The sequence below is a fragment of the Parvimonas sp. KA00067 genome (assembly GCF_001553085.1).
Lineage (GTDB): Bacteria > Bacillota > Clostridia > Tissierellales > Peptoniphilaceae > Parvimonas > Parvimonas parva.
Genome location: NZ_KQ960141.1, coordinates 213,371 through 234,958, shown reverse-complemented (window position 1 = coordinate 234,958; position 21,588 = coordinate 213,371). Strand labels below are relative to the sequence as shown.

16 protein-coding genes are annotated in these 21,588 nt (G+C 24.7%); 7 read left to right on the top strand and 9 right to left on the bottom strand.

Translation table 11 applies throughout. The features are described 5' to 3' along the window. Positions 1-4: 4 nt before the first annotated feature. The 7 genes from pheS to HMPREF3181_RS01645 all read left to right on the top strand — a co-directional run bounded on the left by pheS (position 5) and on the right by HMPREF3181_RS01645 (position 10,288). The gene (gene pheS / locus HMPREF3181_RS01675; RefSeq protein WP_068472377.1) at positions 5-1,027 is read left to right on the top strand and encodes a phenylalanine--tRNA ligase subunit alpha; all 1,023 of its coding nucleotides are present in this window, start codon (positions 5-7) and stop codon (positions 1,025-1,027) included. Between the two features lie 10 nt (positions 1,028-1,037). Beyond that, positions 1,038-3,404, top strand: a complete 2,367-nt coding sequence (pheT, locus tag HMPREF3181_RS01670) for a phenylalanine--tRNA ligase subunit beta (protein ID WP_068472375.1) — start codon at positions 1,038-1,040, stop codon at positions 3,402-3,404. A 13-nt stretch (positions 3,405-3,417) separates the two neighbouring features. Continuing rightward, the gene (gene zapA, locus HMPREF3181_RS01665; RefSeq protein WP_068472373.1) at positions 3,418-3,948 is read left to right on the top strand and encodes a cell division protein ZapA; all 531 of its coding nucleotides are present in this window, start codon (positions 3,418-3,420) and stop codon (positions 3,946-3,948) included. Then, entirely contained in the window at positions 3,938-6,292 is a 2,355-nt protein-coding gene (locus HMPREF3181_RS01660; protein WP_068472371.1) for an endonuclease MutS2, read from the top strand. Before zapA ends, HMPREF3181_RS01660 begins: the two co-directional genes overlap by 11 nt. Positions 6,293-6,301: 9 nt before the next feature. Continuing rightward, positions 6,302-8,038 carry an arginine--tRNA ligase gene (argS, locus tag HMPREF3181_RS01655; protein WP_068472369.1) on the top strand — a complete coding sequence of 579 codons (1,737 nt, stop codon included), beginning with the start codon at positions 6,302-6,304 and terminating at the stop codon, positions 8,036-8,038. Positions 8,039-8,044: 6 nt separating this feature from the next. Next, positions 8,045-9,166, top strand: coding sequence for a tetratricopeptide repeat protein (locus HMPREF3181_RS01650; protein WP_068472367.1), 1,122 nt, complete (start codon positions 8,045-8,047; stop codon positions 9,164-9,166). Between the two features lie 147 nt (positions 9,167-9,313). Then, entirely contained in the window at positions 9,314-10,288 is a 975-nt protein-coding gene (locus HMPREF3181_RS01645; RefSeq protein WP_068472364.1) for a tyrosine recombinase XerC, read from the top strand. Between the two features lie 47 nt (positions 10,289-10,335). Here the strand turns inward: HMPREF3181_RS01645 and efp are convergent, their stop codons facing one another. The 9 genes from efp to smpB form a co-directional block, all read right to left on the bottom strand. After that, positions 10,336-10,893, bottom strand: coding sequence for an elongation factor P (gene efp / locus HMPREF3181_RS01640; protein ID WP_068472362.1), 558 nt, complete (start codon positions 10,891-10,893; stop codon positions 10,336-10,338). A gap of 81 nt (positions 10,894-10,974) precedes the next feature. Continuing rightward, a complete protein-coding gene (locus HMPREF3181_RS01635) occupies positions 10,975-12,369 on the bottom strand; it encodes a VanW family protein (protein WP_068472359.1) in 1,395 nt (464 codons plus the stop codon). A 13-nt stretch (positions 12,370-12,382) separates the two neighbouring features. Next, positions 12,383-12,985 (bottom strand): endonuclease III, encoded by a 603-nt coding sequence (nth, locus tag HMPREF3181_RS01630; RefSeq protein WP_068472497.1) that lies wholly within the window; start codon positions 12,983-12,985, stop codon positions 12,383-12,385. A 114-nt stretch (positions 12,986-13,099) separates the two neighbouring features. Then, the gene (locus HMPREF3181_RS01625; RefSeq protein WP_068472357.1) at positions 13,100-14,380 is read right to left on the bottom strand and encodes a methionine gamma-lyase family protein; all 1,281 of its coding nucleotides are present in this window, start codon (positions 14,378-14,380) and stop codon (positions 13,100-13,102) included. 1 nt (position 14,381) lies between these two features. Further along, positions 14,382-15,323, bottom strand: coding sequence for a tRNA (adenosine(37)-N6)-dimethylallyltransferase MiaA (gene miaA, locus HMPREF3181_RS01620; protein ID WP_156435978.1), 942 nt, complete (start codon positions 15,321-15,323; stop codon positions 14,382-14,384). A 2-nt stretch (positions 15,324-15,325) separates the two neighbouring features. Continuing rightward, on the bottom strand, positions 15,326-17,179 hold the full coding sequence (gene mutL, locus HMPREF3181_RS01615) for a DNA mismatch repair endonuclease MutL (protein ID WP_068472356.1): 1,854 nt from the start codon (positions 17,177-17,179) through the stop codon (positions 15,326-15,328). Between the two features lie 13 nt (positions 17,180-17,192). Beyond that, complete coding sequence (gene mutS / locus HMPREF3181_RS01610; RefSeq protein WP_197415905.1) at positions 17,193-19,778, bottom strand: DNA mismatch repair protein MutS; 2,586 nt, start codon at positions 19,776-19,778, stop codon at positions 17,193-17,195. A 12-nt stretch (positions 19,779-19,790) separates the two neighbouring features. Then, on the bottom strand, positions 19,791-21,107 hold the full coding sequence (gene miaB, locus HMPREF3181_RS01605; protein WP_068472354.1) for a tRNA (N6-isopentenyl adenosine(37)-C2)-methylthiotransferase MiaB: 1,317 nt from the start codon (positions 21,105-21,107) through the stop codon (positions 19,791-19,793). 11 nt (positions 21,108-21,118) lie between these two features. Next, complete coding sequence (gene smpB, locus HMPREF3181_RS01600; RefSeq protein WP_068472351.1) at positions 21,119-21,586, bottom strand: SsrA-binding protein SmpB; 468 nt, start codon at positions 21,584-21,586, stop codon at positions 21,119-21,121. Positions 21,587-21,588: the final 2 nt, after the last annotated feature.

The window sequence follows — 21,588 nt, the reverse complement described above, 5'->3', positions numbered from 1 at the left end:
AAATATGAAAGACTTAATTAATAATTTAAAAGATAAAATTATAAATGAAATTAAAGATTCAACTGATAAAAATGATTTAGAAGAAATTAGGGTAAAATATTTAGGCAAAAAAGGGGAATTTACTAGTATTTTAAGAAATATGGCCAATGTTTCTAAGGAAGAAAGACCTAAAATTGGTGAGCTTATAAATTTAACTAAGCAGGAAATTGAAAATATCATAAATGAAAAAGTTGAAATGTTTAATAAAATTGAACTTGAAAAGAGAATAAAGGAAGAAACAGTTGATGTTACTATCAATAAAAAATTTATAAATGTTGGACATAGACATCCTTTAAATCAAACTATGGAAGAATTGGAAAATTTCTTTATTTCAATGGGATTTTCTGTAATTGATGGTCCGGAAATCGAAACAGTAGAAAATAATTTTAATAAATTAAATTCTCCTATGGATCACCCTTCAAGAGATATGTCTGATACATTTTATATTGATAAGGAATTGTTGTTAAGAACTCATACATCTCCAGTTCAAATTAGAACTATGATGACTACAAAGCCTCCAATTAAAATGGTTTCTGCTGGTAGAACATTTAGATTTGATGAAGTTGATGATACTCATTCACCAATGTTTCATCAAATCGAAGGTCTTGTTGTAGATGAAAATATTAATATGAGTAACTTAATTGAAACACTTAATACTTTTATCAAGGAGTTTTTTGGAGAAGATATGCAAACAAGATACAGACCTCATTATTTTCCATTTACTGAACCAAGTGCTGAAGTTGACGTTTCTTGCTTTAATTGTAAAGGTAAAGGTTGTAAAGTTTGTAATGGAACAGGTTGGAGTATGGAATTGTTAGGTTGTGGCATGGTTCACCCTAATGTATTAGAAGCTTGTGGAATTGATTCTAAAAAATATTCTGGTTTTGCGTTTGGTATGGGAATTGATAGAATTACTATGGTTAAGCATAAGATAAATAATATTAGATTATTATATGATAATGATAAAAGATTTTTAGAACAATTTTAAGGAGGATTATATGTTATTACCGATAAAATGGGCAAAAGAATATATTAATATAGATAATGATATAATGGAAATTTGTGATAAAGTAACTCTTACAGGTTCTCATGTTGAATCCATTGAAAAATTAGGAACTGAATTAGAAAATATTGTAATAGGTAAAATTTTAGAAATTTATAGACATGAAAATTCTAAAAAACTTTGGATTACAAAAGTTGATTTGGGAAATGAAGTAGTTCAAATTGTTACTGCTGCTCAAAATTTAAAGCAATTTGATTATGTTCCGGTTGCAAAAGTTAATTCGACACTTGCTGATGGAACAAAAATTATGGAAGCAAAATTAGGTGGAGAAATTTCACAAGGAATGTTTTGTAGTTATAAAGAATTAGGTTATGCTGATTCGGTTATTCCAAAAGAATATAAAGATGGAGTTTTAAGAATTTTTGATGAAAATATTGTTTTAGGTACAGATATTAGAGAAATTTTAGATTTGAATGATATTGTTGTAGAATTTGAAATTACACCTAATAGACCGGATTGCTTATCTATTGTTGGAATGGCAAGAGAAATTTCTGCAAGTTTTGATAAAGAATTAAATAAAATTAATTTAAAAAATTTAAAAGAAATTGAAAATAAAAGTTCGTTAAATATAAATATTTCAGCAGAAAATTGTAAAAGATATTCTGCTAGTATAATAAAAAATATTAAGATAGAAGAATCAAATAGAAAAATTCAAAATTATCTTTTAAATGCCGGAATAAGACCTATAAATAATATAGTGGATTTAACTAACTTTTTAATGTTAGAATTTGGACAACCTCTTCATGCTTTTGATTTAGATAAGTTAGAAGGAGATATAACTGTTAGAAATGCATTTGAAGGAGAAAAAGTTGTAACTTTAGATGAGGTTGAAAGAACTCTTTCATCAGAAGATATGTTGATTTGCGATTCTGTAAAACCTATAGCTATTGCTGGAGTTATGGGACTTAAAAATTCAGAAATTGATGAAAATACTAAAAATATTTTAGTTGAATCTGCATACTTTACTAAAAAATCAATCAAATCTACTTCAAAAAGATTGGGATTAAAATCTGAGGCGTCTATAAGATATGAAAAAGGATTGACTTCAGAACATACTATAAATGTTTTATCTAGATTTTTATATTTGTTAGAAAAAAATGTAAAATGTGAAATTGATTCAGTATTTGACGTTGATAACGCAAATTTTGTTCCAACTAAAATAGAATTTAATACAAATTTAGTAAAAAGACTATTAGGAGTTGAAATTGAAAATTCAAAGATAGTTAGATATTTAAATTTATTAGAAATCGAAACAGAAGTTAAAGATGATGTTATAATTTGTACTATACCTTATTTTAGAACAGATTTATCTATTCAAGAGGATATTGTTGAAGAAATAGGTAGAATATATGGATTCTCTAATCTTAATCCTACACCTATTTTAGCTCCAAATACGATAGGTAAAAAGAGTAGTAAAAGAGTTTTTGAAGATAAGATAAAAAATATTTTATTAAATTTAGGTTTATATGAAATTACAACTTATTCTTTCATTGGAGGAAATATAATCGGAAAGACAAAGATGAATGCTTTAAATACTGTTAAGATTTTAAATCCGTTAGGTGAAGAATTTAGTATTATGAGAAAATCTTTAATTCCAAATATTATTGATGTTTTAGCTAAAAATTTAAATTATAAAAATGATGACTTGTTAGTATATGAGCTTGGAAATACTTTTCATTCAGTTGAAGGAGAAAAAATACCTATTGAAAAGAAAAAACTTGCTATTGGAGCTTATGGGAAATATGAATTTTATTATTTGAAAGATATAATATTTAATTTGTTAAATATATTAAACATTGAAAATGTTGAATTTGTAAAAAATAATAATATTGAATATTTTCACTCAGGAGTATGTGCTGATGTATTAGCAAATGGCGAAAAGATAGGGGAAATTGGTCAAATTTCTTATGAAGTATGTAAAAATTTCTCAATTAAGAAAAATATATTTGTATGTGAAATTGATATTGAGAAGATAAGAGATAAATCAAGTCTTGTAAAAATTTATGAACCACTTATAAAATATCCGGCTGTAAAGAGAGATTTAGCTTTGGTTGTAGATAAAAATATAGATAGTGGGGAAATAGAAAAAATATTTAAAGAGCATTCAAATAATTTACTTAAAAATGTTGAACTTTTTGATGTTTATATCGGAAATCAAGTGAGTGAAGGAAAGAAATCAATGGCTTATAAATTAACTTTCCAATCTAAAGATAAGACTTTAGTTGATGAAGATATAAATTCTATAATCGATGATATGCTATCTGATTTAAATAAAAAATTAGGAGCAAGTTTAAGGTCATAATTAGGAGAATATTATGAATAATAAAATTAAAGTTAATATTGCAGGAAGTATTTATACAATTATTGGACAAAAAGATAAATCTGAAGTTGAAGAAATAGCAAATTTTGTTGATGAAGAAATAAAAAAAATAACTTCACAAAATTATTTGTTAAATCCAACTATGGCAGCAACTTTGGTAGCGTTAAATATTTCTAGTGATTATTTTGACTTAAAAAAAGAATTAAATTTAATGAGTGAAGATAGTGATTTTCCTATTAAAAAACAAGAAGAATTCATAAAGAATACTGAAAAAATCGAAAAGGAAAAAGAAGAATTAAAAGAAAGCTTGAAAGAGCTAACTGATAAAAATAATATTTTAATTCATACTATTAGTACGCTTGAGAAAAGATATGAAAATCTTGAAAAAATTTCTTACGATAATTTTTATGAAATAAAACAAAAAGATGAAAAAATTATTGAATTACAAAATGAAATTTCAAAAATAAAAGATGAATATATTAAAAAAATTATAAAAAATGGAGAAATAAATAATAATGAAAAATAAAGTGTTAAAAACTTTAGAATTTTATAAAATTATAAATATGTTATTAGATTGTTCTCAGAGTATAATAGGAAAAAAGTTAATAAAAAATGCTGAAATTTCTACTGATATTATAAAAATTAAAAAATTATTAGATGAAACAGATGAGGCTTATAGATTTATAATGAAACATAAGACTCCTGCTATTTCTAACATTGATGATTTAGAAGAAGATTTTAAACTCTTAGAAGTTGGACGTTTTTTTACAATTAGAAAACTTCTAGAAGTTTGGAAACTTTTGAATACATCAAGATTTTTAAAAAATTTAATTTCTAGTGATGATGAAGTTGAGTATGAAAATATTTTTGGACTTTTAAGTTCTTTAAATGTTAATACTCAACTTGAAAGAGATTTAGAAGTTTCAATAATATCAGAAGAAGAAATTTCTGATGATGCAAGTCCTGAACTTAAAAGGATAAGAAGAATGATTAAGTCTAAAAATGATTTAATTAGAGATAGACTTAATCAACTTATTTCTACATCAGATAAATTGATGGATAATATTTATACTTTAAGAGATGGTAGATATGTTGTTCCCGTAAGAAGTGAGTTTAAAAATTCATTTAAAGGTATTGTTCACGACCAATCTGCATCAGGACAAACTGTTTTTATTGAACCGATGTTTGTTGTTGATTTGAATAATGATTTAAAAAAATTAGAAATTGATGAAGAAAAAGAAATTGAAAGAATATTGAGTGAATTTTCTAATCGTATTTTAGAAATTTTACCGGAATTATTATCAAATTTAGACATAATCGCTAATATAGACTTTATATTTGCAAGAGGAAAACTTGCATATAATATGGAGGCTAGTAAGCCATTAATTAATGATAAAGGTATTATTAATTTGAAATTAGCAAGGCACCCGTTAATAGACAAGGATAAAGTTGTACCGATTGATATTTCTCTTGGTGGTAATTTTAATACTTTGGTAATAACAGGGCCTAACACAGGTGGTAAAACTGTTACTTTAAAAACTGTTGGTTTATTAACCTTAATGACTCAATTTGGACTTATGATACCTTGTTTTGATAATTCAGAAGTTGCTATATTTACTGAATTATTTGCCGATATTGGTGATGAACAGAGTATAGAACAATCTTTAAGTACTTTTTCTTCACATATGAAAAATATAATAGAAATAATAGATAATGCTAAAGAAAATTGTTTGGTTTTATTTGATGAATTAGGTTCAGGTACAGATCCGGAAGAAGGTTCAGGACTTTCTATTTCTATTTTGAATTATTTTTTAGAAAAAAACATTAGGACTATTGCAACAACTCATTATAGTCAATTAAAAATGTATGCGATGTCAACTGAAAACGTCCAAAATGCAGCTATGGAGTTTGATGTTGAAAAATTAGAACCAACTTATAAGTTAATAATTGGAGTTTCAGGAAAATCAAATGCATTTGAAATTTCTAAAAAATTAGGACTTGATGAAAGTTTTATTATAAATGCTAAAAAATTTATATCTAACAACGAAATCTCTTTTGATAAACTTGTTAGTAATGTAGATAATAGACGTAAGGAATATGAAAATCTCATTATCGAACAAAGAGAAATATTAGATTATAATAAAAAAATTAAAGAAGAGTATGAAGAAAAATTAGAAAAATTTAATATACAAAAAGAGAAAAAAATAAAAAAATTAGAAGAATATATTGAAAATTCAATATATGAAACAGATAAGTTTTGTAAAGAAACTATCAAAGATATAAACAAGGCTAAATCAAAGCAAGAGTCTGTAAAATTAAGAAAAATTTCTGAAGAAATATTTAAGAAGACGGATAAAATTAATCATTCTAGAATGTTAAAAAGCAAAAATAATGCAAACATATTGAATGAGCCTTTAATGTTAGGAGAAGAAATTAAAGTTCTTAGTTTAAATGAAAATGGATATGTTCAAACATTGCCTGATAAAAATGGTAATTTACAGGTTAAAATTGGTATTTTAAAGGTAAATGCTAATATTAGCGATATAATTAGAATTGAAAAAATAATAGATGATTCTAAAGAAAAAACGTCTTATTCAAAGACTACTTTTATTAAGAGTGATAAAATGTATGATAATAAAATTGATGTAAGGGGTTTTAATACTGAAGATGCTATTTATGAAATAGATAAGTTTTTAGATGACTCTTTTATAGCGAATTTGAATGAAGTTACTATTATACATGGGAAAGGTACTGGAATTTTAAGAAATAACATATCTGATTTTCTAAAAAGACATAAATTAGTTAAGTCTTTTAGCTTTGGGAAAATTAATGAAGGTGGCGATGGTGCTACCGTTGTAAAATTAAAATAGGAGTATATTATGATAAATTTTAAAGACATAGTTGTAAATACTATCTTTGACTTAGATATAAATTTAAGTAAAGAAGAAATTAAAGAATTAATAGAAATTCCACCTAATGCTGAAATGGGAGATTTTTCGTTTCCTTGTTTTAAGTTATCAAAAATTTTAAGAAAAGCTCCAAATATGATTTCTGAAGAATTGGTTGGTAAAATTAAATTAGAAAATACTATATTTTTAGATGTAAAAAATGTTGGACCTTATATAAATTTCTTTATTAAACCTTCAGAGTTTTCTAAAAATGTTATAAATGAAATCTTTGAAAAAAAAGAAAATTATGGTTCATCAAATGATAATTTAGATAAAACAATAGTAATTGATTATTCTTCTACTAATATTGCTAAACCGTTCCATATCGGTCATATTAGGAGCACTTTAATTGGTAATGTAATAAAGAACATATATAAATTTTTGGGTTATAACACAGTTGGAGTAAATCATCTTGGAGATTATGGCACACAATTCGGGAAAATAATTGCCGCTTATAAAATATGGGGTAATGATGATGAGATAAATGCAGATCCTATAAATCAACTTTTGAAATTATATGTTGACTTTAACAATCTTTGTAAAACTGATGAAGAAATGCTTGAAACGGCTAGAGATTATTTCAATAAATTAGAAAATGGTGATGAAGAATCTGTAAGACTTTGGAATTGGTTTAAAGAAATAAGTTTATTAGAATTTCAAAAGGTTTATGATAAACTAAAAGTTGAATTTGATTCATATAGAGGTGAGGCATATCATTCACAATTTATTGATGATGTAGTTAAGGAATTGGAAGATAAGAATTTATTGGTTGAAAGTGAAGGCTGTAAAATCGTAAATTTAGATAAATATAATCTACCTCCAGCGCTAATATTAAAGAGTAATTCTTCTAGTACATATATAACTAGAGACATTGCAACTGCCTTAACTAGGAAGAAAGATTATGAATTTGATAAAAATATTTATGTTGTAGCCACTCAACAAAAATTACATTTTCAACAATTAAAAGCTGTTCTTGAAGAAATGGGATATGAATGGGCTAAAGACTGTATTCACGTTTCTTTTGGTATGGTTAGTGTTAAAGATGACCTTTTAGGTACTTCTGCAAAACTTAGTACAAGAGAAGGAAATGTTATATTTTTAAATGATGTTCTTGAAAAAAGTGTCGAAAAAACTTTAGAAATTATAAATGATAGAAATAGTTCTCTTGAAAATAAAGAAGAAATTGCAAAAGAGGTAGGTATCGGAGCGGTTATATTCCAAGAACTATTTAATACTAGAATTAAAGATTACGCTTTTGATTGGAATAATGTATTAAATTTTGATGGAGAAACTGGACCTTATGTTCAATATTCTGCAGCGAGAGCTAATAGTATATTAGAAAAAAATAATTTTTATTCAAAGTTAGATTCTGTTGATATTTCAAAATTTGAAAATTATGAAATGAATATTGATGAATTAACTTTAGTTAAAGCTATTTATAAATTTGAAGATATTTTGCAAGAATCTGCTAAAAAATATGAACCTTCAATACTAGCTAGATATATAACTGAAATAGCAAAATTATTCAATAAATTTTATAATTCATGTCCAATAAATAATCAAGAAGAATATATTAAAGAATTTAGATTAATTTTAACCTATTGTACAAGATTGCTTATAGAAATCGGCTTAGGGCTTTTAGGTATGGATACTCCTAAAAAAATGTAGGTGAATATGGATAATTTGTGTAATTATTTTGAAAAATTTTCTGAAAAAATATATTTTCTTACTATAAAAGAAATTGAAATTAATGGAAATCTATATAAAAATATAGATTTTCCAATTAATTCAGATGTACTTTTAGAAAATATAAAAAATAATAAATTCAACGAAAATATCAATTTAGAATATTTTTTTGAAGGAATTTTATTATTAAATGGTATAAATTCAAATTTTGATAATATAGAACTTTTAAATGATTTTATTAAATCTAAAAAAATTAATCTGATAGATTTTACAAAATCTAAAATTCGTTTTAATGATGAAAAGTTTGAAAATATAATTTACAATTTATTAATTGTTAGAGGTTTATTTAATTTAGAAATTTATGATGATTTTATTTTAAAAATCTATATTAAATATCTTCTAATGATATTAGATTATATTGATAACAACTATTATAATATTTTTTTGAATGAAATAAAGGTTTTGTTATCAGATTTAGAAAAAAAGAATTCAGAAGATTATTTACTAAATATGCTTTATGGTGATTTATTTGTAAAAGAAAAATTTTATATAAAAGCAAATTTATTTTATAAAAAGGCTATTACAAATTCTAATTTTTCCATTGATAACATTATCAAGAAAAAAATATCGGAAATTGATACAAAAGTAAAAATTGAAGAAATTTTACAACTTGTTGATAAATTTAGATATGAAGAATGTTATGAGCTTTTAGAAAATATAGACAAAACTTCGTTAGATAAAGAAGATTCTTATTGGATTGCTTATATATATAACAAATTGAATGAAATTGAAAAATCTATTGAGTATTATGAAAAATCATTGGATTTAAACGCCGATTTTTTGAATATTTTTATAGAATTGGGGTTATTATATTACAAAACAGAAAAAGTCGAAAAATCACTAAAAATTTTCGAAAGAGGACTATCTATATATATTGATGATGAAAAATTGCTATTTAATAAGATAGTATTGGAATTAAAACTAAAAAAATACCAAAAAGCTAAGGAAGATATAGATAAATTGTTATTGTATGAAGATTTAGATAATTCTATAATGAACGATATATTGTACTTAAAAGAAATGTATAAAGAAGAGTTGGAGCTAGAATAAAAAACTTGACTTAACTTTTAAAATATAATATAATTAAAATGTAAATAGAGTAGAGGTTAAAAAAATCTCTTCTTTATTTTAATTAAATTTATTTTCGCAAAATTATAGTTTTGCGAAAATAATGTAAAAAATATTAGAGGAGATTGTATGATACATTTTGATGATTGTCCAACGATTTTAGATGACTATTTAAATTATTTATTGACTATTAAAGGTCGTTCAAATTTAACGGTTAAAGAATATTATTATGATTTAAAAAGATTTTTAAAATTTATTATAATGCGAAAAAAATTATTTGGATATAATTTAGAATCAGATATAAATTCTGTACCTATTTTATCAATTAATAAACGAGATATTTCTGATATAGATATTACAGATTTGCACGCCTATATCTCTTTTTGTGATTCTAATTATAATGATTCAACAAAAACTAAAGCGAGAAAAATTTCAGCTATAAAATCATGGTTTAAATATCTACATAATACAGTTGAATTAATTGATAAAAATCCTTCAGAAAAGCTGGAATTACCGAAATTACAAAAAAGAAATCCTATATATCTCACTTTATCTGAATCTGAAAAACTTATAAACGCCATAAAAGAAGAAAAAAATGAATTTAACAGAGCTAGAGATTTATGTATAATTTTAATATTTTTAACTTGTGGACTTAGAATTTCTGAGCTTACAGGTATTAATATCGAATCTATAAAAGAAGATAAATTAAGTGTTATAGGAAAAGGAAATAAAGAAAGAATTGTTTTTCTAAACGAAAATTGTATTTATGCAATAAAAAGTTATTTACAACTTAGACCTGTAACAAAAGATACAACTGCCCTATTCATAAGTTCACATAATAAAAGGATTTCTAATCGTTCAATTCAATTAAGGTTGAAAAAATATATATTATTATCAGGATTAGACCCTAAAATATATACTCCACATAAACTTAGACACACAGCCGCTACACTTATGTATAAATATGGAGATGTTGATATAAGAACAATTCAAAGCATTCTTGGTCATACAAGTGTCGCTACAACACAAATATACACCCATTTAGATGATGATGATATTAAAAAAGGAATTTCAAAAAATCCGATTTCAAAATTGAAAATATAAGTACAAAAAAGACAAGTTTTAAAAACTTGTCTTTAATATTTTAATTATTAAACTCTTGAAAGATATTCATTAGTTCTTGTATCAATTTTAATTTTATCTCCATTGTTTATGAATAAAGGAACTGTAACAACTGCTCCTGTTTCAACTTTAGCTGGTTTATTTGCTCCGGTAGCTGAATCTCCCTTAACACCAGGTTCAGTTTCAATAACTTCTAATTCAACAAAGTTTGGTGCATTAACTTGAAATGCCTTTCCATCATGGAATCTTATTGTTGCATTATCATTTTCTCTTAAATATAGAAGAGCATCTTCAACTACATCAAAGTTTAATGGTAATTGTTCATAAGTTTCAGTATCCATAAAATAATATAATTCACCATCTGAATATAAATATTGCATTTCTTTTGTTTCAATCTTAGCGATTTCATATTTGTCATTTGGGTTGAAAGTCATTTCTCTTGAACCACCACTTTTAACTGACTTTATTTTTGTTCTTACAAACGCAGCTCCTTTTCCAGGTTTAACATGTTGAAAATCTATAATTTGATATACATCTCCATCCATTTCAAATGTTGTCCCTTTTCTAAAATCTCCTGCTGATATCATTAATTTCCTCCTAATTTTATAAATAATCTATCAATAATTATAACATATTATTTGATAAATATCCATATTTAAATTTATTTTTTAATCATTTTCTTTTTCTTTTTCTTCAGTAGGTTCCTTTTTAGTACCTACTTTAACAACTTGTTTTTTAGGTTTATAGTAATCGCTATTTAGTAAAACAGCCTCTCCGTTTCCTCTTTTTATATATGATGACCCTCTATATCCATTAAATCCTTTTTCAACGATTACTTTTTCTCCTTCGGGAAGTTCCGGATCTTCAATTTCTTCTATTGGCATTGGAATTGTTGATACTCCAGATGTAAATAATGAAATTTTATAATTTTTCTTATCTGTATCTCCAAAAATTTTAAAAGTTAAACTCCCGTTTGAAACATAACTTTTTATAATTATAGGAAAATCAAAATTATTTTTAAATTTTAAATCACTAGAACCGGCATAATACATCGCGTCCAATCCAATAGTACAGTAAGCAACTCTCATAGAGTGTTGATTTCTTTCTACTATTTTTAAATCTGATTTTACTAAAGCTTGATATAATGTAGAACTAACCTGACAAATACCTCCACCTATCGAATCTACTACCTTATCATTAACAAAGGTACCTGCAGGTTTATATCCAGTACTACTAGAAACTTCTCCCAAAACATTTGCGAATGAAAAGGTCTCTCCAGGATTTACTACAAACTCGTTCATTTTATTTGCTGCAATTTTTATATTTGTATTTCTATTAGGTTGGTAATCAAATTTTGTAGTAGCTTCACCAATAACTCCTTTTATAGAAGATACTAAATTTCTATCCAGTTTTTTATATTCAGTAACGGAAACAGGTATTTCTAAATTAAATTTTACAGGAATAGCTTTAAAATTATTTATTATTTTTTCTGTTTCAACTTTAATTCCTAATTTTCCATCAATTACTGATGCTTTTTCTTTTGAAAAATCAATCTTTTCATCAACGGGTTCTGAATTTAATTTTTCAGAAACTTCTTTTATTATTTCATTTAATTTTTCAAGATTATAACTAGATTTTACTTCAAAATTTTTAGGATTAGCTAATAAATTTTTTAAAGTTTCTATTCTTTCTTCAGCATTACCACTTCTTCCCAGCTTGAATGCTTCATTTACTAAATTTTCATAATCGTATGAAAATTCTATATCTTTAGGGATAAAATTTTTTACATAATCATTATACTTGAATGTAAATTTATCTTCTACTTGTAAATTCTCTTTAATTTTGTTTATAGCTTCTTCTTTTGTTAAATCTTTTAAATCAATATTATTAATTGAAATACCTTCATAAAACTTATCATAAGATAAAATCTCTTCTTTTGTTAATGATTTTGTATTTCCACTAGCATTTCTTAAAGGATATCTATTTATGTAAAAGTAAATAGATACTCCTGCCACAATAAGCAATATTCCGAATATAATAAATATTTTTAAATATTTTTTCATAAAATCTCCCGGCCTATAAATTTTTGAAATATAAGCATTCAGAATTTATCATACAATTTTCACAATCTGGCTTTCTAGATTTACATAATCTTCTGCCATGAAAAATAAATAAATGATGCGCCTTATTCCAAGTAGATTTTTTTAATTTTTTCATAAGTGATAATTCAGTATCTAAAACATTATCTTCATTTACTATCCCAATCCTATTAGTTACTCTAAAAACATGTGTATCAACTGCAAGAGATGGAATATTAAAAGCACAAGACCTAACAACATTTGCTGTTTTTCTTCCAACACCTGGTAAAGTTGTTAAATCTTCCATATTCGTTGGAACTTCTGAGTTATATTTTTCCACCAAGATTTTACAAGTTTCTAAAATATTTTTACTTTTTGAATTATAAAAACCACAACTGTGTATATATTTTGATAAACCGTCTATATCTAGAGTTAAAAATTCCTTAGGAGTTTTAAAATCTTTAAATAATTTTTCAGTAACTTTATTTACTCTAACATCAGTACATTGAGCTGATAGTATGGTTGCTATTAACAGTTCAAAACTATTAGAAAAATTAAGTTCCGGTTTTGCATCCGGATACAATGTTTCAAGTTTTTTCATTACAATATTTATCTTATCTTTTGATAAAGATTTCAAATAATCACCTGCTTTGTTTTATTATATCATATTTTAAAAAATTTTTAATAAAAAAAGTAAAAATTTTTTAAATTGATTTTATATATCTAAATATTTTTTATCATAAAAAATATTTAATACATTCATTAGAGCTATTTTTGTTTGATAAAAACTAAGCCCACCTTGATAATATACATTAAAAGGTTCTCTTAGTGGGCCATCAGCACTTAATTCTATACTTGAACCATCTATAAAGCTACCTGAAGCCATAATAATTTTATCAGAATAACCCGGCATATCCCAAGGATAAGGTATAACATGACTATCTACACAACAAAACTCTTGTATTGCTCTACAAAAGTCTATAACTTTATTTTCATCTTTTAAAGTTATTACTTGGATAATATCACTTCTATCTTCATTAAATTTAGGTATTATTTCATATCCTAATTTTTCAAAAACATAAGCTAAGAGTTTAGCACTTTTTACTGCCTCTAAAACTATATGAGGAGCAAAGTATAAGCCTTGAACAATGGCTCTAGTAGTTCCAAAACTAACACCTACATGCTTTCCAAGACCTGGAGAAGTTAGTCTATTTGAAATAGAATCTATAATTTCTGTTGAATTTGATACAACATATCCCCCATTTAAAGTAATTCCTGCGCCTAAATTTTTTAACAATGAGCCAACAACTATATCTGCCCCAACTTCTATTGGTTCTTTCTTTTCAACGAATTCGCAGTAACAATTATCTATCATTATTAATATATTTGGATATTTTTCTTTTATTTTTTCTATTGCAAACTCTAATTCACTAATAGAAATACATCTTCTACTACTATATCCGGCAGACCTTTGAATAGCCAACAATTTTGTATTTTCATTTATTTTTGATAATACAGTTTCTATATCAATTTTATTATCTACCAAATCAACTTTATTATATTTTATTCCATAGTCTAAAAGTGTTCCTTTTTCTTCTCCAGAAATACCTATAACTTTTAGAAGTGTATCATAAGGAGTTCCGGTTATATAAATAAACTCATCATTAGGTAATAAAGTACCTTGCAAAGCTAAAGCTATTGCATGAGTGCCACAAGTGATTTCTTGTCTAACAATAGCATCTTTAGCTTTAAAAATATCGCAATAAATTCTTTCTAGTTTTTCTCTGCCAAAATCACCGTAACCATATCCTGTTGTCCACGAAAAATCAGTAGCAGATAATTTTTGCTTTTTAAAAGCATTTAAAACTTTTATCTGATTATATTCTTCAATCTCTTTTAAATTTTCAAAACCTTTTTCTATATCTTTAACACAATTATTTACAAATTCAATGATTTTAGAGTTAAAGCTAAAATCAGTATCTAAATATTTTTCCAATTTATAAATCTCCTTCTGATAAAAACTTACTTATCAATTCTTTTGCATCACTTAAAACATAATCATATCCATTTTCTACATCAATCCAATTTATATTTTCATTTTTATTAAACCAAGTGAATTGCCTTTTTGCATATTTTCTGGAATTTTGTTTTATATTTTCAATACATTCTTCAATGGTGATTTCGTTTTTTAAGTAAGGAATAAACTCTTTATATCCTATTGCAGTAAATGGTTGAGAATTTTCTCCATATTTTTTATATAATTCTGTAACTTCTTCTACTAAACCATTATCAATCATTATATCAACACGAGAATTTATTCTATCATATAATATTTTTCTGTCTAAAGTTAAACCAATTACTAATGAATCATATTTTTTGGTATTATTTTCGTAGTCATTACATTGTTTAGAAAATTCTTTTTTTGTATTCAAGCAGACTTCTATTGCCCTAATTACTCTTTTTACATTGTTTTTATGAATTTTTTCTTTGCAAGAATAGTCTAAGTATAACAACAAATCGTAAAGTAAATCTTTACCGTTTTTTTCGTAAAATTCAACTATTTTATCTCTTAGTTCAGTTGATTGTTCGGAATCTGTAAATTTTAAATCATATATAATAGAATTTACATAAAGTCCTGTTCCACCAACAAATATTGGAATATTTTTATTTGAATATATTTTTCCAATACATTCTTCAGCCATATTTTTATATTCAGAAACATTAAAATTTTGATTTCCATCTAAAATATCAATCATATAATGATTAATTCCATCAGTTTCTTCATTAGTAACTTTTGCTGTTCCAATATTAAATTCTTTATATATTTGCATAGAATCACAAGAAATAATTTCTCCTGAAAACTCTTTAGCTATATCTACACCTAATTTTGTTTTTCCAACAGATGTTGGCCCAACAATAAATATTAATTTCTTTTTCATATTTAATCCTTAAAAAATAACTTTTCAAAATCTTCTTTAGATATTTTTCTTAATATTTTTTTATCATAGAAATTTATATCTAAATTAATTTTAGAAAGTTGTACTAGTAACTCATTTATTTCAAAATCTGTTAAATTAACATTTATTCTTTTTTTACAAATCATTTTATACAAAGAATTTTCAAAAGCATCGTTATTTTTTAACAATATTTCATTAAACATTGCTCTTATATCTTCTTTATCTAAATTATTATTTAACAAATTAGGCATTGTTCTTATTGCAATAGAATCTTCATCAAAAATATCAGCCTCTATACCTAAATCATCTAAATTAGTCTTTATATCATTAAACACATTCATTTCATACTCATTTAATTCTAAAATTATAGGAAATAGAAGTATTTGTTTTGTTACAGTATGGTTATTGTATTCATTCAATAAATTTTCATATAATATCCTGTATTTTGCATTTAAAATATCCAAAATTATTAATTCATCTTTATCTGATAATAAAATATATTTTGAAAAAATCGTTCCTAACAAATCATAATCTAGAATATTTTTTGCTGTATTTTCTTTTTGGTCTAACTGTATTTGAGTTAAAATAGGATCTATTTCTACTTTTTCTTCTTCTATGATATAATTTTCTATATTATCATCTTCATTTATAGTTTGTATGTCATCTTGATTAACTTTGAACAAATCATCGTAAGAAAATTTATTTATAATATTTTTTACACTATAATCCTCATCGTAAATTATTGTTTCAACAATATCTTCATCTGTTGAATTATCATTTTTAGTATTTTTTTTTTCATTATATAAAATTTTTTCCTTTTGTTCTTCCTTAGAAGAAATAAAATCACTTGTAGTATTGTCTATCACTATATCAGTAATATTATTATTTAATAAATTCAATAATTTATCTTCAAAAACAAATTTTATTTTTCGTTTATTAGGGTGAACATTTATATCTATTAAATTTGGATTGACTTCAATAAATATTATAAATGCCGGAAATTTTCCTTTCGGTATTAAAGAAGAAATAGATTTTTCAATTATATTTCTTATTTTTTCATCAAAAATATATCTTCCATTTACAAATAAAAATTGTGAACTTCTAGTACCTTTGTAAAAATGATTATTTGAAATATATCCATAAATTTTATAATCTGAATCATTAATATCAATAGGAATCAAATTTTTATAAAGTTCATCTTTAAAGATATACTTTATATTTTCTTTTAATGTGTTTTTTTCATTGGTTTCAAAAACAACTTTAGAATCTTTGATATATTTAAAAGATATTTTTTGATTTGCAAGCGCAAAAGAATACATTAAAGTTGTTATTATTGAATTTTCATAAGCATCAGATTTTAAAAACTTTTTTCTAATTGGAACATTATAAAATAAATCTCTAATATAAATTGTCGTTCCTAGATTCATTCCAATTTTATTTTTTCTAATGATTTTATTATTTTCAAGATAACAATGTATTCCAAATTCACTATTTTTTGTTCTAGTATTTATATCTACCTTAGAAACAGCAGAAATACTGGCTAACGCTTCTCCTCTAAAACCATAAGAAAGAATTGAATATATATCTTCAAAATTATTCAATTTAGAAGTTGCGTGTTTTGTAAAAGCAAGTTCTATATCATCTTCCTCTATGCCACAACCATTATCAGAAATCATAATTTCTTTTTTTCCAGCATTTTTAATTTCAACTTTAATGAAAGTAGCTCCGGAATCTATTGAATTTTCAACTAACTCTTTTATTACAGAGTATGGATTTTCTACAACCTCACCGGCTGCAATTTTTTGAATTGTATCTTCTGATAATAATTTTATAGACATATAAATCTCCTAACTAATTTTCATCTTTTTTAGCCATATTTATTAAATCATTTAATATTCCAAAAGCTTCTATCGGGCTTATCTTTTCTATATTTATATTACTCAAATTAGTAATTATAGTATTATTTACTTTAGAAGTGGTTTCATTTGATGATTTAAGAATATCTTTTTCTATTTCAACTTCTTTCTTTTCAATACTATCTAAAATATTTTTTGAACGATTTATAACATCAATAGGTAGTCCTGCAAGTTTTGCAACTTCAATACCATAACTTTTATTCGCTCCCCCATTCATTATTTTTCTTAAAAAGACTATATCATCATTTTCTTTATCTTCAATAACTTCTATATGCTTATTTTTTATATCCGGAAAAATATTTTCTAAGTCAATTAATTCGTGATAATGCGTAGCAAATAATGTTTTAGATTTTATATTTTTTGAAATGTATTCAACAATAGCCCAAGCTAAACTCAATCCATCAAAAGTAGAAGTTCCCCTACCAACTTCATCAAGGATAAGTAAGCTATTTTTAGTTGCATATCTTAAAATATTATTAACTTCTTTCATTTCTACCATAAATGTACTTTCACCTTTATATAGATTATCTGATGCCCCTATACGAGTAAATATTTTATCTACAATAGAAATATTTGCACTACTTGCAGGCACGAATGAACCTATCTGAGCAAGTATAACTATGAGAGCGACTTGTCTAATATAAGTAGATTTGCCACTCATATTTGGACCTGTTATAATTTGAATCAAATTATCTTTTTGTCCTATATTCGTATCGTTTGGAATAAATTCATTTATCGAACTTAAAAAGCTTTCTATAACAGGGTGTCTTCCATCTTTTATATCTAATATTCCTTCATTGTTCAATGTTGGTTTGCAATAATTATTTTTAAATGCAACAACAGATAAAGAAAAAATAGAATCTATAAAAGAAATCATATCCGATAATTTTTGTAGCCTTTTTATATTCAATTTTATAGTATTTCTTATAGCGACAAATAATTCATATTCCTTTTCTACAACATCGCCTTCTGAACCGAAAATCATATTTTCTATAATAGTAAGTTCATTTGTTTTATATCTATTTGCATTAGTTAAAGTTTGCTTTAATTCAAAATAATCTGGAACTAGATTTTGATAAGATTTAGTAACTTCAAAAAAATAACCTGTTTTTTTATTAAATACTAGTCTTAAATTTTTTATACCAGTAATATTTCTTTGTTCTACTTCATATTGAATTAATCTTTCTTTTCCAACAATCTTATTATTTCTAATTAAATCTAATTCTTCATCATATCCTACTTTAATAAGATTACCATCTTTTATTAGAATTCCAACATCTTCAAGTATTGATGAATCTATGAGATTATAAATATCTTTAGTTTCCGGAATATTTGAAACAATATTTGAAAATAAAGTATTACTATTTAAAAATAAATTTTTCATTTTTGGAATACTAGATAAAGAATTTTTTAGATGAATTAAATCTCTACCATTACAATTTCCAAAAGAAATTTTTGAATTAATTCTTTCAATATCTGAAATATTACTCAACAATTCTTCTAATTCATTTCTAAAATTAGAATTTAAAACCAATTCTTCAACTAAAGATTGTCTTCTAACTATTTTATCAATTTCAAGAAGAGGTTGGTCTAACCACTTATTTAATAATCTAAATCCCATAGGAGTTTTTGTATAGTTTATAACAGAAAGTAAAGAACCTTTAATATCATTACTGAAATTATTTTTCTTTAATTCTAAATTAATCCTTGAATTTGCATCTATTCTTAAATAATCACTTAATTCATATATGTTTACATTTTTAAAATCATTTAATTTTACATTGAATCTACATACATAACTATAAAAATTATCTATTGAAAAGAGTAAAATCTTATTATTTAGATTATCTAAGTAAAATTGTTCATTATTTTCCTTCAAAGATTTAAAATTATGGTCAATATCTACTTTAGTATAAATAATTCTCAAATTTTTAAATAATTTAATAACACTTTTTTCTAAAGATTTTAATATATTTGAATTTATTATAATTTCAGAAGGATTTGTACGAATTACTTCTTCTTCTAATACACTAATTAAATTATCTCTATTCATTTCAAAAATATTAGTGCAAAATATTTCACTTGTAGAAATATCAGAATATGTAATACTTAAATTCGTAGAATCCATATACACACTCATAATATAATTATTTTTATTAGTAGCTAATTCATCAAATTCATCAATAGTTCCAGGAGTAACTAATTTAATAACTTCTCTTTTTACAATTCCTTTTGCAAGTTTAGGGTCTTGAACTTGTTCACATATAGCAACTTTAAAACCTTGAGAAACTAATTTATATAAATATTGATTTACTACATGATGTGGAATTCCACACATTGGTGCTCTTTCTCCACCACCACAATCTCTTTTTGTTAGTGCTAAATCTAATATTTTTGAAACAATTTTCGCATCATCAAAAAACATTTCATAAAAATCACCTAATCTATAAAAAATAATGCAATCACTATAATTAGACTTAACTTCTAAATATTGTTTCATCATTGGTGTAAAATTACTCATATTAACTCCTTATTAAAGCATTTCTCCTTCAAGTGCAAATGAATTATGTCCAGTTATTTTAATATTTACCAGCTGTCCAATATTTCTTGAACCACCTTTAAAATGTACTAATTTATATCCTCTAGTTCTTCCTGTTAAAATTTCAGGATTATTTTTACTAGGACCTTCAACAAGCACTTCGAGAGTTTGTCCTAAGCACTCTTTATTTTTTTCATAAAATATTTTATACATTGAGTCAACTAATCTTTGGAATCTTTCTTGTTTTACATCATGAGGTATTTGGTCTTGCATTTCAGCAGCTTTTGTACCTTTTCTTATAGAATATAAGAAAGTAAAACCTTGGTCATATCCAACTTCTTCAACTAAACTTAAAGTATCTTGAAAATCTTCTTCTGTTTCTCCCGGGAATCCAACAATTATATCTGTTGAAAGTGTAATATTTGGTACTTTTTCTTTAAGTTTTTTAATAAGTTCTAGATAATGTTCTCTCGTATAAATTCTATGCATATTTTTTAATATTCTATTACTACCTGATTGGAAAGGTAGATGAATATTTTCGCATACTTTATCTAAATTTGCTATTGCATCTATTAGCTCATCTGAGCAATCTTTAGGATGACTTGTTAAAAATCTTATTCTTTCTATTCCTTCAATTTCATTAACCATCTTTAACAATTCTGGGAAAGTAACTCTTGGTCTTAAAGTTTTTCCATAAGAGTTAACATTTTGTCCTAATAAAGTTATTTCTTTATATCCTTTTTTTGCCAATTCTTTTATTTCATTAATTATACTTTCCGGAGTTCTACTAATTTCTTTTCCTCTGGCATAAGGAACTATGCAGAAAGTACAATAGTTATTACAACCGGTCATTATATTTACATAAGCAATAAATGGATGCTCTCTATTTATTGGAGTTTCATCATCTATAATATCTTCTTCCTCTATGTCAACAATAACTTCTCCAGTACTTCTATGTCTTGCAACAAGGGATGGTAGCCTTGAAATGTTTTTAGTTCCAAAAATTATATCAACATGTTTATATTTTGAAATTATAGTTGCTCTTGCATCGCCCGTTTGCATCATACAACCACAAACAGCTATAATCATTTCCGGTTTCTTTCTTTTTAAATTTTTCAATGCTCCTAGTTGTCCATAAACTTTAAGTTCTGCATTTTCTCTAACTAAACATGTATTATAAATTATAAAATCTGATTTTTCAATATCATTTTCTTTTGTATAACCTAAAGTTTCTAACAGATAAGCTATTTTTTCTGAATCGTGATGATTCATTTGACAACCATAAGTTATAATTGTATATTTTTTATTCAAAAATTTCACCTCTATTTATATTTACTTTTTAAGGCATATTGGATTTTTCTTTCGTGTTCTTTTTCGAGCATACTATCTCTTTTATCATAATTTTTCTTACCACGAGCAAGCGCTATATCCAATTTTATCCATCCGTTTTTTAGATGAATATTTAGAGGAATTAACGCATATCCCCTTTCTTTTGTTTGCCCAATAAGTTTATTTATTTCTTTTTTATTTAAAAGTAGTTTTCTTTCTCTTGTAGGTTCTAAATTAAATATATTTCCATGGTCATAAGGAGTGATATTCATACCAATAATAAAAACTTCTCCATTTTTTATTTGACAATAGCTTTCTTTAATCGAAACTTTTCCTTGTCTAATACTTTTAACTTCAGTTCCTGCAAGAGAAATTCCAACTTCATAAGTATTTTCTATAAAATAATCGTGTCTTGCTTTTTTATTATTTGCTATTATTTTTATACTAGTTTTATCTCTCATAA